Source organism: Nocardia sp. NPDC004568 (genome assembly GCF_040609955.1).
Lineage (GTDB): Bacteria > Actinomycetota > Actinomycetes > Mycobacteriales > Mycobacteriaceae > Nocardia.
Genome location: NZ_JBEXLL010000029.1, coordinates 44,961 through 70,342 on the forward strand (window position 1 = coordinate 44,961; position 25,382 = coordinate 70,342).

Sequence of the window (25,382 nt, forward strand, 5' to 3'; positions counted from 1 at the left end):
AAGAATGAGCCTGTCCCCCGATCTGGTCCCCGCCTTCGCCCCGCTTCCGGTGCTCATCCCGCTGCTGGCCGCCGCCGCGACACTGGTGGCCGGCCGCCGCGCGCGGGTGCAGCGGATCCTGGCCACGGTCGCGCTGAGCGCCGCGGTGGCCGTCTGCGCGGTGCTGCTGTATCTGGCCGACCGCGACGGGACGGTAGCCGTTCAGGTCGGCGGCTGGGAGACACCCATCGGTATCACCATCGTGGTGGACCGGCTGTCCGCGGCCATGCTGCTGGTCTCGGCGATCGTGCTGCTTGCGGTCGCCGTCTACGGCGCCGGTCAGAACATCAGCGACGCCCAGGTCCGCCAGCCCACCTCCATCTTCTGGCCGACCTACCTGGTCCTCAGCGCGGGTGTGGCGATGGCGTTCCTGGCCGGCGATCTGTTCAACCTGTTCGTCGGATTCGAGATCCTGCTGGTCGCCTCGTTCGTCCTGCTGACCCTGGGCGCGACCGCGGAGCGTATCCGCGCCGGGGTGTCCTATGTGATGGTCTCGATGGTGTCGTCCCTGATCTTCCTGATCGGCACCGCCGTCACCTACGGCGCCACCGGAACCCTCAACTTCGCGCAACTGGCCCAGCGGATGGACGCCATCCCCGACGGCGTCCGGCAAGCGGTGTACGCTGTGCTGCTGGTCGCCTTCGGCATCAAGGCCGCGGTCTTCCCCCTGTCGAACTGGCTGCCCGACTCCTACCCCACCGCGCCGGCACCGGTCACCGCGGTGTTCGCCGGCCTGCTCACCAAGGTCGGCGTGTACGCCATCGTGCGCACCCAGACCCTGCTCTTCCCGGACGGCGGATTCGACAACCTGCTCATGGTCAGCGGCCTGCTCACCATGCTGATCGGCATCTTCGGTGCCATCGCGCAGAGCGATATCCGGCGTCTGCTCTCGTTCACGCTGGTCAGCCATATCGGCTACATGATGTTCGGGGTGGGCATCGCCAGTTCCGTCGGGCTGGCGGGCACGGTGTACTACATCGCGCACCACATTCTGGTGCAGACGGCGCTGTTCCTGGTGGCCGGACTGATCGAACGCCAGGCGGGCTCGACCTCCCTGCGGCGGGTGGGCGGGCTGGCCGCGGCGAGCCCACTCCTGGCCGGGCTGTTCCTGATCCCGGCGCTGAATCTCGGCGGGATCCCGCCCTTCTCCGGTTTCATCGGCAAAGTGGCGCTGCTGCAAGCCGGTGCACAGGACGGTAGCGTGCTCGCGTGGGTGCTGGTCGCCGGGTCGGTGGTGACCAGTCTGCTGACCCTGTATGTCATGGCGCGGGTCTGGAGCAAGGCGTTCTGGCGTCCCCGGGAGCAGGCCCCCGAGGGCCATCTGGTGGCCGCGACCCTGCCGTCGCTGGTCGAGGACAACACCGACATGCTCTACGACGAACGCACCGATCCGGGCCGGTTGCCGGTCATGATGGTGCTGCCGACCGCGGCGCTGGTCGCGGTCGGATTGGCACTGACGGTGTGGGCGGGCCCGGTCCTCGGGATCGCCGACCGTGCCGCGACCGAACTGCAGGACCGCGGCGTCTATATCGGCGCGGTCCTCGGCGGGGGGTCTCGATGAGAAGACTGGTGAACCGCGACAATGTGCTGCGCATCGGCGTCCTGATCTGGCTCACCGCGGTATGGGTGGCACTGTGGGGCCGGGTCAGCGTCGCCAATGTGCTGGCGGGCGCCGGGGTCGGCCTGGTCATCATGGTGACCCTGCCGCTGCCCTGGATCCCGGTACGCGGGCAGTTGCGGCTGCTACCTCTGGTGAAACTGGCCGTGGTGAGTGTCTACTACGGGCTGGAGTCCAGTTTCCAGCTGGCCTGGTTCGCGCTGCGGCCCGGGCCGCCGCCGGTCTCCGGCGTGCTCAAGGTCGGGTTCGCGTTCCGCTCGGACCTGGTCCTGGTGCTGTGCACCAACCTGCTCAACCTGATCCCGGGCACCATGGTGCTGGAACTCGACCGTGAACAGTGCGTGGTCTATGTGCACGTCATCGATGTGAGCAGTGAGAAGGCGGTGGCGAAGTTCTACCGCACCATCCGGGTGGTGGAGCGGCTGCTCATCGACGCGCTGGAGCGTCGCGCCACCCCGCTCCCGCCACCGACCGGTCAGGAGGTGACCAGATGATCGTCGTGGCCGTGGTGGCCGCGGTCCTGCTCAGTACGGCCGCGTTGATCACCGCTTACCGCATTCTCGCCGGCCCCGACACCCTCGACCGGGTGGTCGGGATCGATTCGATCATCGCGATGGCGATCTGCGGCCTCGCGGTGTGGGCGGCCTACAGTCGCGACACCGATGTGGTGCCCGCCATTGTCGCGCTGTCGTTGGTGGGCTTCCTCGGTTCGGCCGCCGTCACCCGCTACCGCGTCCGGGACGACCGATGAGCGCCGTATTCGACTGGATCTCCGGCATCCTGATCATCCTCGGCGCTGTCCTGGCACTGACCGCGGCCATCGGCATCGTCCGGTTCCCGGACACCCTGCTGCGCATGCACTCGGCGACCAAACCGCAGGTGATCGGCCTCATCTCGGTGCTGACCGGCACCTGTATCCGGGTCTACGACGACCCCAATGTCTGGATGCTGGTGCTGGTCGGGCTGTTCACGCTGCTCACCGCGCCGGTGATCGCCCACCTGATCGGCCGCACCGCCTACCGCGAGCAGCTGCACCGTAAAGACCTGCTGGTGGTCAACGAACTCGAGGACGAACTGGATCAGCGGCAGCCTTGATCCCGGCGGCCCCGTCGGCCGCCGCCGTATCGAGTGCCGCCGCGTCGAGCGGATCGGCCGTGGCGGCCACCGCGTCGGCGGCGCGATCCGGCAGTGTCGCGCCCGCCGCCGGAACCGTCCGCTCGCGCCGGTGCCGGGCGAACCAGGTGGCGTGGAAACCCGCGGCCATCGCGGCGAGCAGGGCCGAGACGATCGACCCGGCGACCACCGGATAGTCGGCCATCTGCACCGCCAGGTACCGGTAGCCGACCAGCAGCGTCACCAGTATCACCGCGCCACCGGCGACCAGCCGGACCCGGAACCGGCCCCAGCCGCGTTCCGGCTCCCGCAGCGCCGATTCGACGGTCAGGCACAGCACCGCCCCGGCGACCAGGTCCACGCCGTAGTGGTAGCCGAACCCGAGGGTCGCGGCCAGTGTGCACAGCAACCAGAACATACCGCCCCAGCGCAGCCAGGTCGGCGCGAGCGAACCATTGGAGTTGCGGCGGGTGTGCAGGAAGAGCGCCAGTGCCCACGCGGTGTGCATCGAGGGCATGCAGTTGCGCGGGGAGAACGAATCGAAGGCCATCGCTTCCGGCGCGCGGTCCAGCGGCGGCAGCACATTGGGCCAGAAGTTGCCGAGCTGGAAGCCGTTCCCGTCGACCCCGTAGGCGAACATCGGTCCGACCACCGGGAACAGGATGTACACCAGCGGTCCCACCAGGCCCAGCACCAGGAAGGTGCGCACCAGGTAGTGGTTCGGCCACCGGCCGCTCGCCGCCACCGACCGCAACTGCCAGACCGCCACCACGATGGCCGCCGCCGGCAGTTCGATGTACACCCAGTGCAGTACCGCGTCGGGTATCGGCCCCAGAGTCTCCAGCACCCGGCCCATCACCCACGCCGGATCACCGAGCGCGTGATCGGCCAGCATCACGTACTGGTCCAGCACCCGCGGCCGCAGATCCACGGTGATGTGCAACCAGACGTCGCCGACCTTGGTCGCCAGGATGAGCAGCGCGCCCAACGCGGCGGCGTGCAGGGCATTGCGCCGTTCGACCCCCGTCCACCGCAGCCAGGCCACCAGTGCCACCGCGGTGAGCACGAGAACCGGCCCGTTGCCCACGGTGAACGGTTGCCCCAGCAACAGCCGCACCCCCGCGTACACCAGATCGATCGCCACGGCCGCCCCCGCGGCGATCCACCGGCGCCGGCCCGGGATACCGACCAGCGCGAGAACCAGCCCGGCCCAGGGCACGGTCATCGATTTGGGGGTACCGATGTAGTCGCGGGCCAGGCTCGTCAGCGGCCCCTCGAAATCCCGCCACATCGCCACGCCCTGTAACACCAGCAGCAGTACCGGTACCGCGGCCACAGCGGCGACCCGAACCCCCCGGCGCGGCACAGCACTGCGCACCGCTGCTCCAGCTCCCATATTCGGGTCTTCGACTAGCACCCGACCATCGTAAACGGCACGTGAACGGCAGGTCACCGGGCTGCTGAACAGCAGCGTACCGGCCGGGTCAGCTGTCGAGTTCGCGAACCAGCGCGTCCACCACCGCGACCAGGTCTCCCTGCGCGGCCGCCGCCACCTGCCGCTGGCGCTGATAGTTGGCCCCACGTCGGGGAATATCGGCCACCGCGGCGAGTTCGGCCACACAGTCCAGCCGCCGCGCGGTCGGCTCCAGCCGGTTCAACAGATCGTCGAGATCCTCGGTGACCAGACGTTCCCGGTTGTCGTCACCCACGATCACGATGGCGTCCAAACCGTAACGCGCCGCCCGCCATTTGTTCTCCTGCACATGCCACGGCGGCAGGGTGGGCAGCGACTCCCCACGTTCCACCCGCTCGTCCAGATGCACGATCAAGCAGTGGATGAACGCCGCCAGCGCGGCCAGTTCCGCCCGGTTGGAGATCCCGTCGCAGATCCGTACCTCGATGGTCCCCCATTTGGGGGCGGGCCGGATATCCCAGTGCATACCGCCGAGTTGTTCGAACACGCCGGTTTTCATCTGGTCGTGCACATAGCGTTCGAACTCCCCCCAGTTCTCGAACTGGAACGGCAGTCCCGCCGTGGGCAACTGCTGGAACATCAGCGCGCGATTGCTCGCGTAACCGGTATCCGAACCCGACCACATCGGTGAGGAAGCCGACAGCGCCAGCAGATGGGGATAGGACAGCAGCAGGGAGTTGAGGATGGGAAAAACCTTGTCCCGGTGCGATACCCCGACGTGCACGTGCACGCCCCAGATCAGCATCTGCCGACCCCACCACTGCGTGCGCTCGATGAGTTCGTCGTAGTGCTCGGACCGGGTGAGCTGCTGGGTGGACCACTGCGCGAACGGATGAGTGCCCGCGCAGAACAGATCCACGCCGAGTTCGTCGGCGGCCCGGCGCACTGTGTCCATGGTGCCCGACAGATCCGCCACGGCGGCCCCGACGGTCTCGTGCACCCCGGTGACGAGTTCCACGGTGTTGCGGAGCAGCTCCTTGGTCACCTGCGGGGTGCCGTCGTGCGCCCGCAGCTCACCCACCGCGTCGAAAACGGCTGCCGCCGTATTGGACAGATCGCGGCTCGTCTTGTCGACGAGCGCGATCTCCCATTCGATCCCCACGGTCGGCCGAGGCGACCCACGGAACGGCACCGGCTCGATCCGCGCCCCACCCATATCGGCCCCTCCGTCGCGCGTTTTAACCGATGACGCCGCAGGCGACCCGGCCGCCCGCGTCACCGGTGCTCATGGTCTGCTGGTCCGGGCCGGCGCCGCCCTCGCGGGTGTAACGGTCCGGGATATTGGCGAAGTTGTCGGAGCCGGCGTGCACGATGATCGCCTTGCCCTGGATATCGCTCAGCGTGACCGTATCGGTGGTGGTCACCAGGTAGCCGTGACCGTCCTTGCGGACCTGCAGCGAGGTCAGGTCACCACTGGCCGGGTGCCCGGTGGCGCCGCCGACCTGCAGATGCCCGCCCGCGGACAGGAAGTCACCGGGCGCACCACCGGCCGGCGGGGCCGAATTCGCCTCGCATTTGCCTTCCTGATGGATGTGCAGGCCGTGGAAACCTGGGGTCAAACCCGTTGTGTCGACGGTGATCCGCAGATGGTTGCCCTCGTCGGCGATATTCGCCGTCCCGACCTTCGCGCCGCTCGGCGACTTCAGTTCGACCTCGGTCCCCGAACCGGCCGGGGAACCCTGCTCTTCGCTGTGCTCCCCCGCACCTGCCGGAGCCGGGGACGAGGTCCACACCGGCGGAGTAGTCCCCGTCACGTTACTGGATTCCTGACTGTTCGTGCAGGCAACGAGGCCGAAAGCCGCGACAGCCAGCACCGGGGTCACGCTCCGCCAGGGCCGGCGACGAGAAGTGGACTGTGCCATCAGGGAACTCCTTTACGAGTACCGAGTTTAAGGGTAGAGCGTTTCGACAACGATCTTTCGACGCACAAGATGATGCCACGCCGACCCCGCCGGGCCGGTACACCCCCGACCTCCGGAGACGCGTGTCACCGACCGGTCACCACCACGACGACTCCCGAACCGTCGCCCAGACCCGGGATCATCGGCGCGGTGGTGGCGCCGATATCCGCCGCCACCGCGGCGGCGGTGGCCTCGTCGGCCGGCGCCGGACCGTAGTACACGGTGGTCTTCTCGAGCGTGGTGGCGGCGTAGTTGCCGGTGGAGGTGTTGGTCCAGCCACGCGCCGTGAGTTCGTTCGCGGTCGTGGACGCCAGCCCCGCGACCATGCTGTTGTTGAGCACCCGGACCGGGGCGGATCGATCGACCCCGCCGGCCGCCGCCGTGGTGGTCGGCGCGGCGGCGGTGGTGGTACCGGATTCGGCGGCCGGCGTGGTGGGCGCGGCCGCGCCGCTGGTGGTGGCGCGCGGTGCGGCCAGCGCGGTCGTCGGCGAGGCCGCCGTGCTCTCGGCGTTGTCCGAACTCTCGGAGTCCGCGCTCGACAGCGACATCGCGCCCAGACCGGCGAAAACGATCGACAGGGCGATCAGAACCATTGCCGTCGCACGCAGCGGCGGTCCACCGGAGCCAGGGTTCGAATTGCTCACCCGCCCGAGCCTAGCGCCTGGGCCGCCCGGACGGGCGCAAGCACGGCGCCACCGTCCGGATCATCACGTCCTAGACCTGGAAGCCGAGCTTGCGCGCCGCTCGGGACTTCTGCCGGCTGGCGCGTAGCCGGCGCAGGCGCTTCACCAGCATCGGGTCGGCGGCGAGGGCTTCGGGCCGGTCGATGAGGGTGTTGAGCACCTGGTAGTAACGGGTCGGCGACAACGCGAACAGTTCGCGGATCGCCTCTTCTTTGGCGCCCGCGTACTTCCACCACTGTCGCTCGAAGGCCAGGATCTCGTGTTCGCGGCGACTCAGGCCGCTCTCCGGATCTTGGGTCCCTTCGGGATTCGTATTCGCCGTGCTGGCCGGAGGACCGCCCTGGATTGCGGAAAGATCCCGCGCTGCTGCGCCGTCCATCTTGCTCCTCGCCGGGTTACCACCGGACGCGATCGCCGTATCAGGACACGATCGGGTCACCGTGTTACTGCCTTGCGATATTCAACCACGCCGTCCGGGCCCGCGCTGCCGTCGACGTCCGGCGTGTCCGGTACGGCAGTACCACATATTCCGGGAGAACCCGTTCCACCTGCCCGGACCGGTCACGGCCACCGCGCAGAGCAGGCCCTTTTCATCGGGCGCCACCGCCCCCAATAAGCTCGTGTCATGTCAATCCTGCCCATCGTGATCGTCGGCGATCCCGTGCTGCACGGCCCCACCGCGCCGGTGACCGAATCGCCGGCGGAACTGGCCGGGCTGATCACGGATATGTACGAGACCCTGGACGCCGCCAACGGCGTCGGCCTGGCCGCCAACCAGGTCGGAGTGTCCAAGCGCCTCTTCGTCTACGACTGCCCGGACCGGGCCGAGGACGGCACGGTGGCGCGACGCCGGGGAGCCGTGATCAACCCCGTACTGGAGACCTCGGCGATCCCGGAGACCATGCCGGATCCCGACGACGACGAAGAGGGCTGCCTCTCGGTACCCGGCGAGCAGTACCCCACCGGCCGGGCCGAGTGGGCCAGGGTCACCGGCACCGACGAGCACGGCGAACCCGTCACCGTCGAGGGCACCGGTTTCTTCGCGCGCATGCTGCAGCACGAGGTCGGCCATCTCGACGGCTACCTCTACATCGACGTCCTGGTCGGACGCCACGCCCGGGCGGCGAAGAAGGCGGTGAAACGCAACGGCTGGGGCGTTCCCGGCCGCACCTGGCTACCCGGTAGCGACCCGGACCCCTTCGGACATGACGACTGACCCGCACGACCGCGACGGCGACATCCCGATCTCGCAGATCCCGCTCGGCGAGCGGGTCGTGGTGCGCTACCGGCTCCCCGAGGGCAGCAGCCCGCCACTCACCGATGTGATCGGCGAGGTGGTGGAGACGAATCCGCTGACCGTGCTGGCCGCGGACGGGCATCCGGTGATGATCCCGGCGGCCAGCGTGGTGGCGATGAAATCGCTGGCGCCCCGGCCGATTCGCACCTCGGAGATCCGCGCGCTGGAGACCGCGGCCGCGTTCGGCTGGCCCGGCACCGAGTCCGCCTGGATCGACGGCTGGCTGCTGCGCGCCGGACACGGGTACACCCGCCGCGCCAATTCCGCCGTGCCCATAGGTGATTCGAACGGGCCCGCGCGCATCACACCGGACACCCTGCACCGGATAGGCGCCTGGTACGCCGCGCAGGGCCTACCGCTGCAGCTGGCCCTTCCGGACCGGCTGGCCACCGTACCGCCGGGCTGGAACAGCTGGGGCGAAACCCGCGTCCTGGGTATCGACCTGGAGAATTTCGTCCTGCCGCAGGGCCCGTCCATGGTGCGGATCGCGCCCGAACCCGATATCGCGTGGCTGGAGATCCACCGCTACCGCGGTGACGAGCCGAGCGGCCACTCCGCCACGGTCCCACTGCCCGAGGTGCTGTCCGCCGTGCACGACGGGCAGCTGGGTTTCGCCTCGCTCGGCCTGCCCAATCCCATCGCCATCGCCCGCGGCGCACTCACCTCCGCCTCCGACGGCCGCCGCTGGGTCGGCCTGACCTGCGTGGCGGTGCTGGCCGCCCATCGCCGGCACGGCCTGGCCGCACTGGTCTGCGGGGAACTGCTGCGCTGGGGTGGCGATCGTGGCGCGACCCACGCGTACGTCCAGGTCGAGGCCGGTAATGTGGACGCTCTGGAGCTGTTCGGCGAACTCGGGTTCGTCGATCACCACAGCTACCGCTACGCCGTCCCCGGCAGTTCCGGGGTGGCCGGACCGTAACGCCGGCCCCGGAACTGCGGTTCGCCCGACTCGCGAAAAGGTTATCGTGCTGCGCCTGGCCACCTGGAATGTCAATTCGATCCGCTCCCGGCAGGACCGGGTGCTGGCCTGGCTGGATCGCCAGGACATCGATGTGCTGGCGATCCAGGAGACGAAGTGCCGGGACGACCAGTTCCCCTTCGAGCGTTTCGCGGAGGCCGGCTACGAAGTCGCGCATGTGGGGTTGAACCAGTGGAACGGGGTGGCGATCGCGTCGCGGGTGGGACTCGACGAGGTGGAGATCGGATTCCCCGGCCAGCCCGGGTTCGATCGCGACGCCGCCGATACGCTCATCCCCTCACCCACCGTCGAGGCGCGGGCCCTGGGCGCCACCTGCGGCGGAGTCCGGGTGTGGAGTCTGTACGTACCCAACGGGCGCGCGCTGGCCGATCCGCACTACGAGTACAAACTGGCCTGGCTGGCCGCGCTGCGCGACAACGCCGCCCGCTGGCTGGCCGCCGACCCGCAGGCCAGGACGGCCCTGGTCGGCGACTGGAACATCGCCCCCACCGACGACGATGTGTGGTCGCCGGAGCTCTTCACCGGCAGAACCCATGTCTCCCAACCGGAACGGGACGCGTTCACCGCGATCACCGACACCGGTTTCACCGATGTGATGCGGCCCTTCGCCCCCGGCCCCGGCGTGTACACATACTGGGACTACACCCAGCTGCGTTTCCCGCGTAAGGAAGGGATGCGTATCGATTTCGTGCTCGCCTCGCCGGCCCTGGCCGCGACGGTGGTCGACGCCGGGGTGGACCGGGAGGAGCGCAAGGGCAAGGGCGCCAGCGACCACGCGCCGGTGATCGCCGAATTCACCCTCTGAGGCCGCTACAACCAGTCCGCGAGCGGATCGGTGGCGAGGAAGACACCGAGCGGCTCGGGAATCTCGATATCGGTGCCGAACGGCACGGTCACCTTGGTGCTGTAGCGCCCGTCCTCGGGCTCGCTGTACACGCTCACCTCCGCGGCGCCGCGGTCGATGAGGAAGTAGAGCGGGATACCCGTGGCCGCGTACAGGAACGGCTTGTCGAGCCGATCGCGCAGTTCGGTGTGCTGAGCCCGGGAACTGATCTCGATGGTCATGATCACCGGCTGCGGGTCCGACCATTCGCCTTCCCCGGCGAAGGCCGAGGCGGGCGCGAGGATGGCGTCGGGCCGCACCCGGCTACCGCCGGCGCGCCCGGCCCGCAGGCCGCGATCGGCGAAGAGCCACAGTTCGGACCGGCGCGGCACCAGGAAGCGCGCCAGCCACTGCACGACCCGGGTGTGGTTGGTATCCGGTCGTGCCTTCGCGGCCAGCAGGCCGTTCAGGTATTCGAGCCGCAGCCCTTCGGAAATCCGCTGGGCCGCCGCGTCGAGTTCTTCGAACTCGTCGACGGTCATCAGCGATCCATGCGAGAGGGTCACGGATAGACCCTATCTCCCGACCGGTGCATACGGTCCGAGGCGGGTATGGTCGGCAGCGGAAAATTTCACATGCCAACGGGGGCTCGCACCAGCGGGCTGAGAGGACGGCTAGCTCCACGGAGCGTTCAGGGCCGTCGACCGTATGAACCTGACCGGGTAATGCCGGCGTAGGGAGGAAATATGACGACCACACCTGTCGATTCGGTGACCACCGGTCCGATCGAGGGCAGCGTCAAGCACTATCGGGATATCGACGGTCTGCGCATCCCGGTGCGCCGGATCGAGCTGACCAACGGCGATCATTTCGACGTCTACGACACGTCCGGCCCGTATACCGACCCCACCGCGACCATAAACCTGGAGTCGGGTCTGCCCGCGCTCCGGGACAAGTGGGAAAAGCCGGATGTACCCGGCCCGCGCACTCAGCTGGCCTGGGCCCGCGCCGGGATCGTGACCGCCGAGATGCGCTTCGTCGCCGCCCGGGAGGGGGTGCCGGCGGAGCTGGTGCGCGCGGAGGTCGCCGCCGGGCGCGCGGTGATCCCGGCCAACCACCGGCATCCGGAACTGGAGCCGACCGTCATCGGCAAGAAGTTCCTGGTGAAGATCAACGCCAATATCGGCAATTCGGCCGTCTCGTCCTCGATCGCCGAGGAGGTCGAGAAGATGGTGTGGGCCACCCGCTGGGGCGCGGACACCATCATGGATCTGTCCACCGGCAAGAACATCCACGAGACCCGCGAGTGGATCCTGCGCAACTCACCGGTTCCGGTGGGCACGGTGCCGATCTATCAGGCACTGGAGAAGTGCAACGGTGACCCGACTGCGCTCACCTGGGAGATCTACCGCGATACCGTGATCGAGCAGTGCGAGCAGGGTGTCGACTATATGACCGTGCACGCCGGTGTGCTGCTGCGCTACGTGCCGCTGACCGCGAAACGGGTCACCGGAATCGTCTCGCGCGGCGGTTCGATCATGGCCGCGTGGTGCCTGGCCCACCATCGGGAATCGTTCCTGTACACCCATTTCGAGGAGCTGTGCGAGATCCTGGCGCGCTACGACGTCACATTCTCGCTCGGTGACGGGCTGCGTCCCGGTTCGATCGCCGACGCGAACGACGAGGCCCAGTTCGCCGAACTCCGCACTCTCGGCGAGCTCACCAAGGTCGCGAAATCACACGGTGTCCAGGTGATGATCGAGGGCCCGGGACATGTGCCGATGCACAAGATCGTGGAAAATGTCCGGCTGGAGGAGGAGCTCTGCGAGGAGGCCCCCTTCTACACGCTCGGCCCGCTGGCCACCGATATCGCGCCCGCCTACGACCACATCACCTCGGCCATCGGTGCCGCGATGATCGCGCAGGCCGGGACGGCGATGCTCTGTTACGTCACGCCCAAGGAACATCTCGGCCTGCCGAACCGGGACGATGTGAAGACCGGCGTCATCACCTACAAGATCGCCGCGCATTCCGCCGATCTCGCCAAAGGGCATCCGCACGCGCAGCGCCGCGACGACGAATTGTCCAAGGCCCGTTTCGAATTCCGCTGGCGTGACCAGTTCGCGCTGTCCCTGGACCCCGATACCGCGCGCGAGTACCACGACGAGACGCTGCCCGCGGAACCGGCGAAGACGGCGCATTTCTGCTCGATGTGCGGGCCGAAGTTCTGTTCCATGCGCATCTCCGCGGACGTCCGCGCCTACGCGGAGCAGCACCATCTGACCGATGCCGACGCGATCGAGGCCGGGATGGCGGAGAAGTCGGCCGAGTTCACCGAAAACGGTAAACGGGTGTACCTGCCCCTGGCCCCCTGAGTGTTGTGCCCGGCTCCACCGATTCGGTGGAGCCGGGCCGAGAATCGCCCGGTCCTCAGCTCGGGTCCGCAGCGGTGCGCTCGCCGGCGGGCTCGGATCGTTACATGAGCACGTAGAGTGACAGCACGGTGACGACGCTGCCGAGCAGTCCGCCGGCGACTTCCACAGCGAGGTAGCCGCTCGAACAGTTTCCCTGCATCCACAGTGCCCACACCGGCGCGCAGACGCGTAATGCCGTGAAGAACACGGCCAAGGCCATCGCCCCGAGCAAGCCGTTCATCGGCAGTAGCGGATGCAGCCACGCGTAGCCGATGGTCATGATGTACGCCTCGAGTTGAGTGCCCAGGAAGTGCGCGGCGAACCTCCGTGGAGCCGGGGGTGCGCTCTGTCCGGTATCAACGGTTCTCCGGTGGTGGGACTGTACGCGCGCCACCCACGGGTTCGCATAGAGGACCGCCATCGCGGCAGTGCTGACCAGGCCCGCGACCAAGCCCCATACGAGTATCTCTACGACGATCATATTTCCCGTTCCGACGGTTCATCACACGACGCCACCCGAGCGCGGGTGCGGTGGCGCAGTCTCCGCGGCCGGGGCCGGTGGTCCGCGCCACCGTGAAACGACCCGACGACGCGGATTCGGGATCGCAGCCCCCGTAAAGGTATAGGCGCGGCACCTCGACGAATCACAGGCCGCTTCCCAGAACTGACGGTCGTCGGTTGGCCGTTGCCGGGCGGCCGACGGAACCTTAATGAAAACCGTTATCATTACTTATATGCGTACCGACCGCCCCCGCCTTCCCCTGCCCGTAACCGTCCTGTCGGGGTTCCTCGGCGCCGGTAAGACCACCCTGCTCAACCACATCCTCGCCAACCGGGAGGGACGGCGTGTCGCGGTGATCGTGAACGATATGAGCGAGGTGAACATCGACGCGGCACTGATCGCGGGGCAGGGTCATCTCGACCGGACCCAGGAGAAGCTCGTCGAGCTCACCAACGGCTGCATCTGCTGCACCCTGCGGGAGGACCTCATCGAGGCGGTGGGCCGGCTGGCCCGGGAAGGACGATTCGACCAGCTGGTCATCGAATCCACCGGTATCTCCGAGCCCATGCCGGTGGCCGCGACCTTCGAATGGGAATTCGAGGACGGGTTCTCCCTGGGTGAACTGGCCCGGCTCGACACCATGGTCACCGTGGTGGACGCCTCGACCTTCCTCACCGAGGTGACCCGCGGGGAGACACTCGCCTCCCGGAAGCTGGAGGCCGGCGCCGGGGACGAACGCGGTATCGCCGAACTCCTGTCCGATCAGGTGGAATTCGCCGACGTCCTACTGCTCAACAAAATCGATCTGGTGAGCCCGGCGGTGGCCGGCGCGGTGGAGGCGACGCTACGGCGGATGAATCCGCGCGCCGAACTCATCCGCACCAGCAAGGGGATCGTCGAACTGGCCGAGGTACTCGACACCGGGCGCTACGACCCGGCCGTCGCCGCGACCGCCGAAGGCTGGGACGCGGAACTGGCCGGTGGGCACACTCCCGAAACCGAGGAATTCGGAATCAGCAGTCTCACCTACACCGCCGACCGTCCGTTCCACCCGCAACGCCTCGCCGATGTCCTGGCCGGCCTGCGCAGATTGTTGCGGAGCAAGGGCTTCTGCTGGATCGCCGCCCGTCCCGAGATCGCCGCGGTCTGGTCGCAGGCCGGGCCGAACCTCACCTTCGAGCCCGCGGCGTGGTGGTCGGCCCTGGATATCCCGGCCGGGCAGGAGATCGTGTTCATCGGAGTGAAGCTGGATCGGGAGGGTTTGCGCGGCGCGCTCGACGCGGCGCTGCTCACCGATGCCGAATACGCGGCCGGGCCGCGCGCCTGGGTGCGCTACCCGGACCCGTTTCCCGCCTGGGACACACTGCACCAGCACAGTTGATTCCGAGGTGCGCGCTCGGTCGCCCCGACCCCGGTCTGCCCGATACCACTCCACACCGTGCCGGCACCCGGCCGGACTCTCATCGCGGCATCGGCCCGTCCCCGAGCGCCGAATCGTTCGTCGCGTCGATTCGGCTCGCCGACGAGAGATCGAGAGGGGCGCCGCACAGGTGACCGGGCCGCGGTCGTTCCGGCGTTCGGTATATCGATTCCGGCGGCGGGGCTAGGTTCGGAACAGACCACGACAACAGCGGACCCCCGGCCACCGAGCTCGCGGGCGCCGGCGTCGCTCCTGGAATCGTTCAGTGGGAGATCCCGGGCGCCCGGTGAACGTAGGTGCGGTCGGTGATCTGGTCGAGCAGGAACTCCGCGATATCGGCGCGGGCGATCGTCAGGCTCAGCCCGGTTTCGTCGGCGCCGAACCCACGCCGGTAGGTGCCGGTGCGCGGACCGTCGGTGAAAGCGCTGGGCCGCACGATGGTCCACTCCAGTCCACTGGCCCGGACATAGGACTCCTGCTGCTGGTGGTCGGCGTAGGCGGGGCGCAGCAGCAGGCCGAACATGATGTATTTCCAGAGGAAGTTCAGATTGGCGCGACTGTCACCGGCTCCCAGTGTGGACTGGCAGATCAGCCGTTTCACACCGGTGCGGTTCATCGCCTCGATGACTGCGCGGGTTCCCTCCGCCCGCACCACGCCCTTGCGGCCGTTGCCCAGCGCCACCAGTACCGCGTCCTGGCCGTAGACGGTCCGCTCGACCGCACCCGGGTCGAGCACATCGCCTTCCACGATGTGCAGGTTCTCGTGGGTGCGGGTGATCCGGCCGGCGTCGCGGGTGAGTGCGGTGACCTCGTACCCGCGTGCCAGCGCCTGCTCGACGATGTGCTGCCCGACCGTACCGGTCGCTCCGAAAACCGCGATTCGCATGATTGCTCCTTGACTCGAAACCTGTTGCCTTTCGGCTTGTTCCAGTACAGCAATCGGAGGCGAGACGAACCATGGCTCGAACGCTCGTCCGCATAAGCGAGCGTCTACGGTTCCGGGCGGGGCTCAGCTGGTGCGCAACAGCCGGGCCGTCGCCTCGTCGGCGGGGTAGAAGGCTTCGATATGGAGTTCGTCGATGGTGACATCGGTGGCCGAGAGAGCCGAGGCGGTGATACTGAAGAAGGAGAGTTCGGCCTCGCCCACCCGCAGTTGCAACGGCACCACCACATCGGTGCGCGCCCGGGTGCCACCGCCGTGGCACGGATAGGCGGATACCTCGTCGAGCAGCGCTTTCAACCGGCCGTCGCCGGTGGAGTCCAACCGGCCGCGCACCTGGCCGAGCAGGTGGTCGCGCCACTGACCGAGGTTGCGGATCCGGGGCGCCAGACCGCCGGGGTGCAGTGAGATACGAATGGCGTTGACGGGTGGTTCCAGTAGTTCGGGGGCACAACCGTCGAGCAGCGCGTCGGTGGCGGAATTGCGGTCGACCACATCCCAGCACCGGTCCAGCACCAGGGCCGGATGCGGCAGATGCGCGTCCAGCAGGATCCGGAAGGCGTCCATCACCGAACGTAGTTCCGGTGCGTCCACCTCGCGCTGGCCGTAGCTCGGCGCGTAACCGGCCGCGAGCAGCAGATCGTTGCGTTCGCGCAGCGGGACGTCCAGATGCCCGGCCAGGCGTTCGACCATTTCGCGAGTGGGCCGGGAGCGCCCGGTTTCCACGAAGCTGAGATGTCGAGTGGACACCTCGGCCACGGACGCGAGCTGCAACTGACTCAGCCGGCGTCGCTCTCGCCAGGACCGCAGCAGGCCGCCGACCGAGGGTTCGGTATCCGAGATCACCACACCCGCAATCGTAGCCACGCCGGTAACCGATCCCATTACCTCCGAGGTAATCGCCCGGGCGGCCGATCCCGCCGATGCTTATGGCACCTGGTTCACACAACCCCGGAAAGGTTCACCGATGAAAGACATCGTCACCGCCTACCTGCAGACCTGGAACGCCACCGACGCGGCCGCCCGGAAAGAACTGCTGAACACGTACTGGGCCCCGGAAGCGTCCTATGTCGATCCGCTGGCCGAGGCGGCCGGTCTCGACGCGATCGGCGCGACCATCGGCGCGGTGCACGAACAATTCCCCGGGTTCGTCTTCACACCGGTCGGGGAGCCGGATGCCCACCACCGTCAGGTCCGGTTCCAGTGGGGTCTGGGACCCGCGGACGCCGAACCGCTGATCATCGGTTTCGACGTTCTGGTCACCGACGAGCAGGGCCGGATCGACACGGTGCTGGGCTTCCTGGACAAGGTGCCGGGCTGATCGCGGGACGGCCGGTCCCGCACCCGGTGGCGGCCGGGAGCCGAGGCGGCCGTCGGCTGCGCCGGTCCGGCCTTGCGGGGTGAGGCGTCCGGGGCCGGACGCGGCGCCCGTCCGGCCCCGGGCGCCGCGGCGCCGGCTCGTGGCGGCACATGTCCGCGCGTCGGGCGTCGCGTCAGGCGCGGCCCAGCGCCAGCGTCACATTGTGGCCGCCGAATCCGAACGAATTCGTCAGTGCGTACTCGATCCGCTGCGGCCGGGCGCGGCCGTGCACGATATCGAGGTCGACATCCGGGTTCTCGAGGTTGAGGGTGGGCGGTACGACCTGTTCCCGCAGGGTGAGGGCGGTGAGGACGGTTTCCAGGGCGCCGACCGCGCCGATGGAGTGCCCGAGCGCCGATTTGGGCGCGTAGACCGAGGCCTCGGGCGTCACCGCCTCGATCGCGGCCGCCTCCGAGGCGTCACCGATGGATGTCGAGGTGGCGTGCGCGTTGACGTGCCGGATATCGGAGGGCGCCAGGCCCGCGACGGCGATCGCCTTGCGCATGGCGCGGGCCGCGCCCTCGCCCGCCGGATCGGAGGCGACGATGTGATAGGCGTCGGAGGTGATTCCGGCGCCGAGCACCCGGGCGTGGACGCGGGCGCCCCGGGCGCGGGCATGGCGCTCCGATTCCAGCACCATCAGCGCACCGGCTTCGCCGAAGACGAAACCGTCGCGGTCCCGGTCGAACGGCCGCGAGGCGCCGGCCGGGTCGTCGTTGCGGGTGCTCATCGCCCGCATCATGGCGAAACCCGCGATCGGCACGGCATGGATATGCCCCTCCACCCCACCGGCCACCACCACATCCGCCTCACCGGTGGCGATCAGCCGCCAGGCGTGCGCGATGGCCTCGGTACCGGACGAGCACGCCGAGACCGGCGCGAAAACTCCCGCCTTCGCACCGATTTCCAGGCCGACGGTCGCCGCCGGGCCATTGGGCATGACCATGGGTACCGCCATGGGCGAAACCTTGCGGTAGCCGCCGGCGCGCATCGCGTCGACCGCGTCGATGAGCGCGTCGCCGCCGCCCAGCCCGGTGCCGATGCTCACGGCGAGCCGCTCGCCTTCCACCTCCGGACGCCCCGCCGCGTGCCAGACCTGCCGTCCGAGGACGAGGGCGAGCTGTTCGACGTAGGAGTGCCTGCGCTGTTCGACCCGGGTGAGCTGCGGCCCCGGGTGGGCGGTCAATGTCCCGCCGATACGTACCGGCAGATCGTATTCGGCCACGAATTCGTCATCGAGGGTGGTGATACCGGATCGGCCGTTCAGCAGGCCCGACCAGGTCTCGTCCATATCGCCGGCGATCGAGGTGGCGCCCGCGTACCCGGTGACGACCACCTGGGCCGCCGCCGGAGTTTCTGAAGCGATCGGTACATTCACGAGCTCATGGATACCTGTAGCGTTCGCTACAGTCAACCCATGGCCCGTCCACTAGACCACGCCAAACGCGCCGCCATCCTCGACGCTGTCGTGCGCTACATCGCCGAACGCGGACTCGCAGACCTCTCACTGCGTCCGCTGGCCGCCGCGTTGGGTACCAGTTCGCGGATGCTGATCTATTACTTCGGCACCAAGGAAGAACTGCTGGTCCAGGCATTGGCAACCCATCGCCCGGATCTCACGGCCGTCTTCGCCGAAGTGCACGACGCCGCCGCGCTGCGGGAGCGGCTCTGGGATTTCTGGCGTTCGAACACCACCGGCCCGGAATCGGTCAGTGTGCGGGTGATGCTCCAGGTCCTCGGCGCGGCCTGTGCGCCGCACGGCCCGTACGCGGGCTACGCCGGCAAGGCCACGGCGGCGTTCGTCACCTCCCTCACCGCGGGCCTGCGCGCGCTCGACCCGGACGACGAACCCGAAGTGGTGGCCACCGTGCTGGTCTCCGGGCTGCGCGGCATCCTGCAGGACCGGCTCATCACCGGCGATGTCGAACGCACCGACCGGGCGGCCCGGCGACTCATCGACCACACCATCCGCTGATACCGGCGCATTCGTCGGGCAGGGGGACGGACCGCCCCGGAGCCTGTCCGCATGGTGGTGGAGTGTCCCGCGACAGCGACACCGAACAGCGGGATCGCCGGGAGCAGAACCGCCCGAACCCGTCGGCCCGACCCTGGACACCGAACCGCTCACAGCCTGGGCCCGATACCCACCGACTCGAGACACCCACCCGGGCCCGAACCCCGCCCACGTAGGGTGACCGGGTGAGATTGTTGCCGTTGACACCCCCGGGACAGACCCCGGTCCGGGTGCTCACCATCGCCGGTACCGATTCGGGCGGCGGGGCCGGAATCCAGGCCGATACCCGGACCATGGCCCTGTGCGGGGTGCACGCCCTGGTGGCGGTGGCCGCGGTGACCGTGCAGAACACGGTGGGCGTGAGTGGGTTCCACGAAATTCCCCCGCAGGTGGTCGCGGACCAGGTGCGCTCGGTGGCCGGGGATATCGGTATCGGCGCCGTGAAGACCGGCATGCTCGCCTCCAGCGACATCATCGAAGCGGTGGCCGGGGTCTGCCGGGAGGTCGGCATCGGGCACGAAGCCGAGATACCGCTGGTGGTCGACCCCGTCGCGGCCTCCATGCACGGCGACCCGCTGCTGCACACCGAAGCACTCGACGCCGTGCGGCACACGCTGTTCCCGCTGGCGACCATCGTCACCCCCAACCTGGACGAGGTGCGGTTGCTGACCGGGGTGGAGGTCACCGACGCGGCGACCGCGCGCGCCGCGGCCGAGGCGCTGCACGCGCTCGGACCCCGCTGGGTCGTGGTGAAGGGCGGCCACCTGCGCACCTCGGCGCAGAGCACCGATCTGCTGTTCGACGGAGAGCGGTTCCTGGAGTTCTCCGCCCCGCGGATCGAGACCGGCAACGACCACGGCGGCGGCGACACCCTGGCCGCGGCCCTGGCCTGCGCGCTCGCCCACGGCTATTCGGTCCCCGACGCCTTCGAATTCGCCAAGGAATGGACCCGGCGCAGCTTGGCAGCCGCCTACGACCTCGGCAAAGGCCACGGACCGGTGTCCCCGCTGTGGCGGCTCGGCTGACCCGGCCGCCACGGCGAACCTGTCGGTGGGCGGGTCCATACTCGGGGTGTCACGAACATCCCCACAACGGAGTGGAGACCCGAACAACGACGTTCGCACAGTGACACCGGACGGGTCGGCCCGGCGCGCCGCCTTCCCGCCCCATCCGCGTATACCTCACTTCCGCTCCGCACGGTCGGCATTCGTGGTCGGGGCCCGCCCCGATTCCGGACTGAGCGGAGGAGGGAAGAATCGGGGTCACGAGGGCCCCGACCCGCCCCGCCGAAAGCGGGGCGATATACACAGCAACCTCGCAGGTCGGCTGGAGCCTGGCCCCAGCCCGCCCACCGACTCTGGTCCACATGACCGAGACCGTGACCCTCGCCGCAGCGGCGGACCTCAGGGAAGACACCGCGGCGCCGCCGGTGCTGGATGTGGTGGTTCCCGTGTACAACGAAGAAACCGACCTCGGCGTATGTGTGCGCCGGCTCCGGGACTGTCTCGACAGCGGGTTCCCGTTCCCGGCGCGGATCACCGTCGCCGACAATGCCAGCACCGATTCCACGCTGGCGGTGGCCGAATTGCTCGCCGATGAGCTGGCCGGCGTCCGGGTGGTCCACCTGGACGCCAAGGGCCGCGGGCGGGCGCTGCGGACGGTGTGGCAGGACTCGGACGCGCAGGTCGTCGCGTATATGGATGTCGATCTCTCCACCGATCTGAACGCGCTGCTGCCGCTGGTCGCGCCGCTGGTCTCCGGACATTCGGATGTGGCGATCGGCACCCGGCTGGGCTCCGGCTCCCGGGTGGTGCGCGGACCGAAGCGCGAATTCATCTCCCGCTGCTACAACCTGCTGCTGAAAGCCTCGCTGCGGGCCCGCTTCTCCGACGCCCAGTGCGGGTTCAAGGCCATGCGCACCGAGGTGGCGCGCAAGCTGCTGCCGCTGGTCGAGGACGGGGAATGGTTCTTCGACACCGAACTGCTGGTCATCGCCGAACGCGCCGGGCTGCGGATCCACGAGGTGCCGGTGGACTGGATCGACGACCCCGACAGTCGCGTCGACATCGTCGATACCGCGTACAAGGATCTGCGCGGTATCTGGCGGATGGGCCGGGCACTGGCCACCGGATCGCTGCCGCTGGCCGAACTCCGCGCGGCGGTGGGCCGGGAGCCGCTGGTACCCGGGGTGCCGCTCGGTATGGTGGGCCAGCTGGTGCGGTTCGCGCTGGTCGGGGTCGGTTCCACGCTCGCCTACATGCTGCTCTACCTGCTGTGGCAGCCGATGGCCGGTGCGCAGACCGCCAATTTCGCGGCCCTGTTGATCACCGCGATCGGCAATACCGCCGCCAACCGGACGTTCACTTTCGGGGTGCGCGGACAGAACGGGATGGTGTCGCACCAGTTCCAGGGCCTGTTGATCTTCGGGTTCGGGTTGCTGGTGACCAGCGGCTCCCTGTTCGCCCTGCACCACTGGGCGCCCGGTGCCCCGGTGCAGCTGGAGCTGTGCGTCCTGGTCGTCGCGAACCTGATCGCCACCCTCATGCGGTTCGTCGGGCTGCGCTGGGTGTTCCGGGACAGCGGCCGCCCGGCACCGGTCGCGGGGGAGGTCGCTCGATGACGGTGACCGCGACTTCCGCCGGAACCGGGGCGCCCGCGGCCGCCGCGTCCGCTCCCGGACCGATGGGCGCGAACCGCTGGGAGTACCCCGCGCTGGCGGTACTGCTACTCGCCACCGGCCTCTCCTACCTCTACAACCTGAGCGCCAACGGCTGGGCCAATTCCTTCTACTCGGCGGCCATCCAGGCCGGTTCGGTGTCGTGGAAGGCGTTCTTCTTCGGTTCCTCCGATGCCGCGAACTCCATCACCGTGGACAAAGCGCCCGCGTCGCTGTGGCTCATGGAGCTGTCGGTGCGCCTGTTCGGCCTGAGCAGCTGGAGCATTCTGGTCCCGCAGGTCCTGCTGGGCGTGGCGACCGTAGCGCTGGTCCGGACGATCGTGCGACGCTCGTTCGGCCCGTCGGCCGGTTTGATCGCCGGGCCGGCGCTGGCGGTGACCCCGGTGTTCGCGCTGATGTTCCGGTTCAACAATCCGGACGCGCTGCTGGTGTTGCTGATGGTCGCCGCGGTGTGGGCGATGACGCGCGCGCTCGACGACGGGCGCTGGCGCTGGCTGCTGCTCACCGGCACCTTCATCGGGTTCGGCTTCCTGGCCAAACAATTGCAGGTCATGCTGGTGGTGCCTGTCCTGGCGCTGGTGTACTTGTTCGCCGGACCGCCGAGGCTAGGCACACGTATCGCGCAGCTGTTCGCCGCCGGTGCCGCCATGGTGGTGGCGGCCGGTTGGTGGATACTGGCCGTGGAGCTGTGGCCTGCCGATTCTCGGCCCTATATCGGTGGTTCGCAGCACAATTCGATCATCGAACTGACTCTCGGCTACAACGGGCTGGGCCGATTGAACGGTAACGAGACCGGCAGTGTCGGCCCGGGCGGTGAACTACCGCCCGGCGGCAACGGTATGTGGGGCCGGACCGGGATAACCCGCATGTTCGACCAGATGCAGGGCGGACAGATCGCCTGGCTGATCCCCGCGGCGCTGGTCGTGTCGGCCGCCGGACTGCTGCTGCGCGGGCGCGCCCCCCGCGCCGACGGTCCGCGCGCACAGGTGCTGCTGTGGGGTGGCTGGCTGCTGGGCACCGGCCTGGTGTTCAGCTTCATGGCCGGCATCTTCCACCAGTACTACACGGTGGCGCTGGCTCCGGCGGTGGCCGCGCTGGTGGGCATCGGCGCGGTGCTGTTCTGGCGCGAACGGTCCCGGTGGTGGGTGCGCGCGGCGGCCGCGGCGGCCGTGGGGCTGACCACCGCCACGGCCTGGATGCTGCTCTCGCGCAGTGCGGAATTCCTGCCGTGGCTGCGGTGGGCGGTGCTGGCCGGTGGCATCGTCGCGGCGGTCACGCTCATCGTTCCGCTGCGCGGTCGGGCGGCCGCGGCGGCCGCGGTACTCGCCGCGGCGGTGGGTCTGGCCGGGCCGGTCGCCTACACCGTCGATACTCTGAACACCGGTCACGCCGGCGCGATTCCGACCGCCGGACCGAACACGGGGATGTTCGGCGGGATGCGTCCGCCCGGTATGGGTGGCGAGATGCCGGGCTTTCCGGTCGGCATGGACGACGGCGGACTGCCGGGTATGAACGGTGGTCCCGGTGGTATGCCCGGAATGAACGGCGGGCCCGGCGGGAGGCCGGGAACGAACGGTGGTCCCGACGGTATGCCCGGGACGACGGACGGCGGGACCGCGCCCGGTGCCCGGGCCACCGGCACCGACGGTGGACGCGACGGCAACCGCCGGGGCGGGCCCGGTGGCGGATTCCTGAACGCGAGCAGTCCCGGTGACGCGGTCGTGGCACTGCTGAAGGAGAACGGCGACGCCTACACCTGGGTCGCGGCCACCATTTCCTCCAACGGCGCCGCCGGATATCAGCTGGCCGCCGAACTGCCCGTCATGCCGATCGCTGGGTTCAACGGCAGCGATCCCTCGCCCACGCTGGAGCAGTTCCAGCAGTACGTGGCCGCCGGACAGATCCACTACTTCATCGGCGGCGGCGGATTCGGGCCGGGCGGCCGGCAGGGCACGACCTCCGCGATATCCCAGTGGGTCGCGGACAACTTCACCGCGAAGGAAGTGGACGGAGTCACGCTCTACGATCTCACCGCGCCGAAATGAGCCGGCCGCGAACGCCGAGGGCCCGTACCTTGTTCGGTCCGGGCCGTCGGCGTCCCGCCCGCCGTGCCGCTCGGGCCGGGAGGACCACTCGTCGAGAACGCCGTAGCAGCACTGCCCGGCTCGATTGTCCGAGTCGGGCACCGCCCACCCGCCGGGCGGGTCATGTTCCGCCCCGCCGGCCGGAACACGGTGGCGGCGCACGTGGTTCCACGATCCAACGCCTCCTGGAGCAAATATCCGGCGATCCGGTCCAGTTGATTCTTCCCCGCTATTACGCGAGGTTCTCGGCCCACCGCCGAGCGGCGGCCCCGGCGAGCGGCACGGGCCGGCCGCACACCCCCGGGCGAACGAGACAATGCCCCGGGATCGGAAACAAGGAACCCATTCGGGAAACCGACCGGGATGTACTATCCCGATACGCCGTCCGAGACAGAGAAGAATTCCGGGCGGCACTCCTCCGCACATCCCCGCTAATTCACCGAGTTCTGAAATTTCGATGTTCCTGACAGTTCGATTCACTCCGGACGCCGCGCGCCGGAACGCTAGGATCGACTCAGCCGCCTGGCACGACCAGGCAATTCCTCATATCGATACCGCTCGGCAGGAAACATGGTGATGTACGGGAACAGTGGAGTTCTCGCCACGAAAAGAGCCAAAGGCATTGTGGCGAAAGAGCAATTGGCGGCCCGCGACGCGGTGTTCGTCTACGACGAAACCGATCGGCACCCTTCCAATATCGTCGCGGTTTATATTTTCGACTCCACCGGGACCGAGCCGGTGGATTCCGCCGCGTTGCGGGATTGGGCGCGAGCGCGGCTGGGTTTCGCGCCCCTGTTCCAGCGGCGATTGCAGCGTGTACCACTGGATCTGGACCTGCCGTACTGGGTGCCCGATCCGGCACTCGATATCGCCGAGCACGTGGTAGCCGGCCTTCCGGGAGCCGACTGGGACACCGTGCGAGCCCGGCTCGCGGGAATAGCCATGGCACCAATGGATCTCACGCGACCGCCATGGCAGATCCAGGTGTTCGACCGAGTCCGCGCCGTTCCGGAGATTCCGGGGGAAGTCACGGTCGTCGCGCTGAAATTCCACCACAGCGCCTGCGACGGTGTGGCGACCCGAGAACTCGAACTGGAGCTCTTCGGCGGCCGGGAGGCACCGGCCGCACCGACGGCGAACCGGTGGTCGAGATCGGCGGCGGGGTTACGTGCCGCCGCGCTGTTTCCCTACCGTATGGGCCGTTTCGCGAGAGGACTGTCGCGTACCCGGGCGGCGAACGCCGCGGCGCGAGCCCGGATCGAGGCCGGACTGCTGCACGAACCGGCGCCACTACGCCCCGCGACCCGCTTCAACCGCACCATCGGCCCGACCGTACTGGTCGAGCAGGTGTTCCTGCCGTTGTCCGAAGTGACGGCATTGCGCGACCGGTGCGCCGAACGCGTCACGGTCAACGATGTCGTGCTGACCGTGGTGTCGGGTGCACTCGCCGCCTACCTCGACGAGAAGGACGAGACGCCACCGGCGGCATTGGCGGCGATGGTCCCGATGTCGATGCGCCGTGTCGCGCAATGGGATTCGGCGAACCAGCTGTGCCAGATGACGGTCGATCTGCACACCGATCACCGCGATCCGCGGGCCCGTTTGGCGGCGATCCGGGAGTCGGTACGCCGGGAGCGTCGCCGGCACAGCGATCCGGCGGTGCTCCGGCATGCCGCGCGGGTCGAGACCGCCCCGGCCTGGTTGTTGCGGGCGGCGGGCTGGGCGCGAGCACATCGCTCGTTCACCGATCTGTCCTCGGTTCCGCTGCACAACACCACGATCAGCAATGTTCCGCCGCTGGGCGCCGGGCTGTCCTTCCGCGGCGCGCCGGTGCTGCGGGTGTTCGGTGTCCTCCCGCCGATGGACGGTGACGGACTGCGGCACCTGATCTCGGCACAGGGCGAGGAGATAGTACTCACCTTCAGCGTCGACAAGGCGATGATGCCGGACCCCGACCGCTATCGGGAGCTGCTGCGGGAATCGTTCCGCGAGCTGGCCGAAGCCCTCGGCTGACGCGCCGCGGGCCCCGCCGGATACCGGCGGG

Annotated in this window: 25 protein-coding genes and 1 riboswitch; of the genes, 15 read left to right on the forward strand and 10 right to left on the reverse strand. The window is 68.7% G+C overall.

Features of this window, described 5'->3' with window-relative positions; translation table 11 throughout:
* Nucleotides 1-4: 4 nt before the first annotated feature.
* Genes ABZV91_RS15630 through mnhG form a run of 4 tightly spaced genes read left to right on the forward strand, consistent with a single transcriptional unit; the run spans nucleotide 5 to nucleotide 2,752 of the window.
* Entirely contained in the window at nucleotides 5-1,600 is a 1,596-nt protein-coding gene (locus tag ABZV91_RS15630) for a Na+/H+ antiporter subunit D (RefSeq protein WP_355241295.1), read from the forward strand.
* Entirely contained in the window at nucleotides 1,597-2,151 is a 555-nt protein-coding gene (locus tag ABZV91_RS15635; RefSeq protein ID WP_355241297.1) for a Na+/H+ antiporter subunit E, read from the forward strand. The genes ABZV91_RS15630 and ABZV91_RS15635 overlap by 4 nt, the downstream gene beginning before the upstream one ends.
* Nucleotides 2,148-2,408: a monovalent cation/H+ antiporter complex subunit F gene (locus ABZV91_RS15640; protein ID WP_355241300.1), complete on the forward strand. Its 261-nt coding sequence runs from the start codon at nucleotides 2,148-2,150 to the stop codon at nucleotides 2,406-2,408. Before ABZV91_RS15635 ends, ABZV91_RS15640 begins: the two co-directional genes overlap by 4 nt.
* The gene (mnhG, locus tag ABZV91_RS15645; protein WP_355241303.1) at nucleotides 2,405-2,752 is read left to right on the forward strand and encodes a monovalent cation/H(+) antiporter subunit G; all 348 of its coding nucleotides are present in this window, start codon (nucleotides 2,405-2,407) and stop codon (nucleotides 2,750-2,752) included. Before ABZV91_RS15640 ends, mnhG begins: the two co-directional genes overlap by 4 nt.
* On the opposite strand, the gene ABZV91_RS15650 is transcribed toward mnhG, so the two are convergent.
* From ABZV91_RS15650 to ABZV91_RS15670, 5 genes are all read right to left on the reverse strand, one after another.
* The gene (locus ABZV91_RS15650; protein WP_355241367.1) at nucleotides 2,712-4,166 is read right to left on the reverse strand and encodes a DUF5933 domain-containing protein; all 1,455 of its coding nucleotides are present in this window, start codon (nucleotides 4,164-4,166) and stop codon (nucleotides 2,712-2,714) included. The genes mnhG and ABZV91_RS15650 overlap by 41 nt on opposite strands.
* An 88-nt stretch (nucleotides 4,167-4,254) precedes the next feature.
* The gene (locus ABZV91_RS15655; protein WP_355241306.1) at nucleotides 4,255-5,400 is read right to left on the reverse strand and encodes a glutamate--cysteine ligase; all 1,146 of its coding nucleotides are present in this window, start codon (nucleotides 5,398-5,400) and stop codon (nucleotides 4,255-4,257) included.
* A gap of 22 nt (nucleotides 5,401-5,422) precedes the next feature.
* On the reverse strand, nucleotides 5,423-6,106 hold the full coding sequence (locus tag ABZV91_RS15660; protein ID WP_355241309.1) for a superoxide dismutase family protein: 684 nt from the start codon (nucleotides 6,104-6,106) through the stop codon (nucleotides 5,423-5,425).
* Between the two features lie 125 nt (nucleotides 6,107-6,231).
* Nucleotides 6,232-6,789, reverse strand: a complete 558-nt coding sequence (locus tag ABZV91_RS15665) for a LytR C-terminal domain-containing protein (RefSeq protein ID WP_355241312.1) — start codon at nucleotides 6,787-6,789, stop codon at nucleotides 6,232-6,234.
* A 70-nt stretch (nucleotides 6,790-6,859) separates the two neighbouring features.
* On the reverse strand, nucleotides 6,860-7,207 hold the full coding sequence (locus ABZV91_RS15670; protein WP_355241315.1) for a DUF3263 domain-containing protein: 348 nt from the start codon (nucleotides 7,205-7,207) through the stop codon (nucleotides 6,860-6,862).
* 246 nt (nucleotides 7,208-7,453) lie between these two features.
* On the opposite strand from ABZV91_RS15670, the gene ABZV91_RS15675 reads away from it, so the two are divergent.
* The 3 genes from ABZV91_RS15675 to ABZV91_RS15685 are packed head-to-tail and all read left to right on the forward strand — an operon-like array spanning nucleotide 7,454 to nucleotide 9,909.
* The gene (locus ABZV91_RS15675) at nucleotides 7,454-8,044 is read left to right on the forward strand and encodes a peptide deformylase (RefSeq protein WP_039827051.1); all 591 of its coding nucleotides are present in this window, start codon (nucleotides 7,454-7,456) and stop codon (nucleotides 8,042-8,044) included.
* Nucleotides 8,034-9,044, forward strand: a complete 1,011-nt coding sequence (locus ABZV91_RS15680; protein ID WP_355241319.1) for a GNAT family N-acetyltransferase — start codon at nucleotides 8,034-8,036, stop codon at nucleotides 9,042-9,044. The genes ABZV91_RS15675 and ABZV91_RS15680 overlap by 11 nt, the downstream gene beginning before the upstream one ends.
* Before the next feature lie 49 nt (nucleotides 9,045-9,093).
* On the forward strand, nucleotides 9,094-9,909 hold the full coding sequence (locus tag ABZV91_RS15685; RefSeq protein WP_355241370.1) for an exodeoxyribonuclease III: 816 nt from the start codon (nucleotides 9,094-9,096) through the stop codon (nucleotides 9,907-9,909).
* A 5-nt stretch (nucleotides 9,910-9,914) separates the two neighbouring features.
* Here ABZV91_RS15685 and ABZV91_RS15690 read toward each other — a convergent pair whose 3' ends face one another.
* On the reverse strand, nucleotides 9,915-10,493 hold the full coding sequence (locus ABZV91_RS15690) for a Uma2 family endonuclease (protein ID WP_355241321.1): 579 nt from the start codon (nucleotides 10,491-10,493) through the stop codon (nucleotides 9,915-9,917).
* Nucleotides 10,494-10,558: 65 nt separating this feature from the next.
* Nucleotides 10,559-10,683: riboswitch (TPP riboswitch) on the forward strand.
* Here ABZV91_RS15690 and thiC point away from each other — a divergent pair.
* Nucleotides 10,674-12,302 (forward strand): phosphomethylpyrimidine synthase ThiC, encoded by a 1,629-nt coding sequence (gene thiC, locus ABZV91_RS15695; protein WP_355241324.1) that lies wholly within the window; start codon nucleotides 10,674-10,676, stop codon nucleotides 12,300-12,302. (Overlaps the previous riboswitch by 10 nt.)
* A gap of 100 nt (nucleotides 12,303-12,402) precedes the next feature.
* On the opposite strand, the gene ABZV91_RS15700 is transcribed toward thiC, so the two are convergent.
* Nucleotides 12,403-12,822 (reverse strand): hypothetical protein, encoded by a 420-nt coding sequence (locus tag ABZV91_RS15700; protein ID WP_355241327.1) that lies wholly within the window; start codon nucleotides 12,820-12,822, stop codon nucleotides 12,403-12,405.
* Between the two features lie 253 nt (nucleotides 12,823-13,075).
* Between ABZV91_RS15700 and ABZV91_RS15705 the strand changes: the two genes are divergently transcribed.
* Nucleotides 13,076-14,224 carry a GTP-binding protein gene (locus ABZV91_RS15705; RefSeq protein WP_355241330.1) on the forward strand — a complete coding sequence of 383 codons (1,149 nt, stop codon included), beginning with the start codon at nucleotides 13,076-13,078 and terminating at the stop codon, nucleotides 14,222-14,224.
* Between the two features lie 301 nt (nucleotides 14,225-14,525).
* On the opposite strand, the gene ABZV91_RS15710 is transcribed toward ABZV91_RS15705, so the two are convergent.
* Nucleotides 14,526-15,149, reverse strand: coding sequence for an SDR family oxidoreductase (locus ABZV91_RS15710; protein WP_355241333.1), 624 nt, complete (start codon nucleotides 15,147-15,149; stop codon nucleotides 14,526-14,528).
* 123 nt (nucleotides 15,150-15,272) lie between these two features.
* Nucleotides 15,273-16,052 (reverse strand): helix-turn-helix transcriptional regulator, encoded by a 780-nt coding sequence (locus ABZV91_RS15715; protein ID WP_355241336.1) that lies wholly within the window; start codon nucleotides 16,050-16,052, stop codon nucleotides 15,273-15,275.
* A 118-nt stretch (nucleotides 16,053-16,170) separates the two neighbouring features.
* Between ABZV91_RS15715 and ABZV91_RS15720 the strand changes: the two genes are divergently transcribed.
* Nucleotides 16,171-16,524, forward strand: a complete 354-nt coding sequence (locus ABZV91_RS15720) for a nuclear transport factor 2 family protein (protein ID WP_355241339.1) — start codon at nucleotides 16,171-16,173, stop codon at nucleotides 16,522-16,524.
* A gap of 172 nt (nucleotides 16,525-16,696) precedes the next feature.
* On the opposite strand, the gene ABZV91_RS15725 is transcribed toward ABZV91_RS15720, so the two are convergent.
* Nucleotides 16,697-17,941, reverse strand: coding sequence for a KasA/KasB family beta-ketoacyl-ACP synthase (locus ABZV91_RS15725; RefSeq protein WP_355241342.1), 1,245 nt, complete (start codon nucleotides 17,939-17,941; stop codon nucleotides 16,697-16,699).
* Between the two features lie 39 nt (nucleotides 17,942-17,980).
* On the opposite strand from ABZV91_RS15725, the gene ABZV91_RS15730 reads away from it, so the two are divergent.
* The 5 genes from ABZV91_RS15730 (at nucleotide 17,981) to ABZV91_RS15750 (ending at nucleotide 25,351) form a co-directional block, all read left to right on the forward strand.
* On the forward strand, nucleotides 17,981-18,538 hold the full coding sequence (locus ABZV91_RS15730; protein ID WP_355241345.1) for a TetR/AcrR family transcriptional regulator: 558 nt from the start codon (nucleotides 17,981-17,983) through the stop codon (nucleotides 18,536-18,538).
* 224 nt (nucleotides 18,539-18,762) lie between these two features.
* A complete protein-coding gene (thiD, locus tag ABZV91_RS15735; protein WP_355241348.1) occupies nucleotides 18,763-19,602 on the forward strand; it encodes a bifunctional hydroxymethylpyrimidine kinase/phosphomethylpyrimidine kinase in 840 nt (279 codons plus the stop codon).
* A 341-nt stretch (nucleotides 19,603-19,943) separates the two neighbouring features.
* The gene (locus tag ABZV91_RS15740) at nucleotides 19,944-21,197 is read left to right on the forward strand and encodes a bifunctional glycosyltransferase family 2/GtrA family protein (RefSeq protein WP_355241351.1); all 1,254 of its coding nucleotides are present in this window, start codon (nucleotides 19,944-19,946) and stop codon (nucleotides 21,195-21,197) included.
* A gap of 62 nt (nucleotides 21,198-21,259) precedes the next feature.
* Entirely contained in the window at nucleotides 21,260-23,299 is a 2,040-nt protein-coding gene (locus tag ABZV91_RS15745; protein ID WP_355241373.1) for a glycosyltransferase family 39 protein, read from the forward strand.
* Nucleotides 23,300-23,914: 615 nt separating this feature from the next.
* Entirely contained in the window at nucleotides 23,915-25,351 is a 1,437-nt protein-coding gene (locus ABZV91_RS15750; protein ID WP_355241354.1) for a wax ester/triacylglycerol synthase family O-acyltransferase, read from the forward strand.
* The last annotated feature ends 31 nt before the right edge of the window (nucleotides 25,352-25,382 follow it).

Bases quoted from the DNA above. Each gene is read 5' to 3' on its own strand.
- ABZV91_RS15630 (WP_355241295.1), top strand. From the start codon at position 5: ATGAGCCTGTCCCCCGATCTGGTCCCCGCCTTCGCCCCGCTTCCGGTG.
- ABZV91_RS15635 (WP_355241297.1), top strand. From the start codon at position 1,597: ATGAGAAGACTGGTGAACCGCGACAATGTGCTGCGCATCGGCGTCCTG.
- ABZV91_RS15640 (WP_355241300.1), top strand. From the start codon at position 2,148: ATGATCGTCGTGGCCGTGGTGGCCGCGGTCCTGCTCAGTACGGCCGCG.
- mnhG (WP_355241303.1), top strand. From the start codon at position 2,405: ATGAGCGCCGTATTCGACTGGATCTCCGGCATCCTGATCATCCTCGGC.
- ABZV91_RS15650 (WP_355241367.1), bottom strand. From the start codon at position 4,166: ATGGGAGCTGGAGCAGCGGTGCGCAGTGCTGTGCCGCGCCGGGGGGTT.
- ABZV91_RS15655 (WP_355241306.1), bottom strand. From the start codon at position 5,400: ATGGGTGGGGCGCGGATCGAGCCGGTGCCGTTCCGTGGGTCGCCTCGG.
- ABZV91_RS15660 (WP_355241309.1), bottom strand. From the start codon at position 6,106: ATGGCACAGTCCACTTCTCGTCGCCGGCCCTGGCGGAGCGTGACCCCG.
- ABZV91_RS15670 (WP_355241315.1), bottom strand. From the start codon at position 7,207: ATGGACGGCGCAGCAGCGCGGGATCTTTCCGCAATCCAGGGCGGTCCT.
- ABZV91_RS15675 (WP_039827051.1), top strand. From the start codon at position 7,454: ATGTCAATCCTGCCCATCGTGATCGTCGGCGATCCCGTGCTGCACGGC.
- ABZV91_RS15680 (WP_355241319.1), top strand. From the start codon at position 8,034: ATGACGACTGACCCGCACGACCGCGACGGCGACATCCCGATCTCGCAG.
- thiC (WP_355241324.1), top strand. From the start codon at position 10,674: ATGACGACCACACCTGTCGATTCGGTGACCACCGGTCCGATCGAGGGC.
- ABZV91_RS15700 (WP_355241327.1), bottom strand. From the start codon at position 12,822: ATGATCGTCGTAGAGATACTCGTATGGGGCTTGGTCGCGGGCCTGGTC.
- ABZV91_RS15705 (WP_355241330.1), top strand. From the start codon at position 13,076: ATGCGTACCGACCGCCCCCGCCTTCCCCTGCCCGTAACCGTCCTGTCG.
- ABZV91_RS15710 (WP_355241333.1), bottom strand. From the start codon at position 15,149: ATGCGAATCGCGGTTTTCGGAGCGACCGGTACGGTCGGGCAGCACATC.
- ABZV91_RS15720 (WP_355241339.1), top strand. From the start codon at position 16,171: ATGAAAGACATCGTCACCGCCTACCTGCAGACCTGGAACGCCACCGAC.
- ABZV91_RS15730 (WP_355241345.1), top strand. From the start codon at position 17,981: ATGGCCCGTCCACTAGACCACGCCAAACGCGCCGCCATCCTCGACGCT.
- ABZV91_RS15740 (WP_355241351.1), top strand. From the start codon at position 19,944: ATGACCGAGACCGTGACCCTCGCCGCAGCGGCGGACCTCAGGGAAGAC.
- ABZV91_RS15745 (WP_355241373.1), top strand. From the start codon at position 21,260: ATGGGCGCGAACCGCTGGGAGTACCCCGCGCTGGCGGTACTGCTACTC.
- ABZV91_RS15750 (WP_355241354.1), top strand. From the start codon at position 23,915: ATGTACGGGAACAGTGGAGTTCTCGCCACGAAAAGAGCCAAAGGCATT.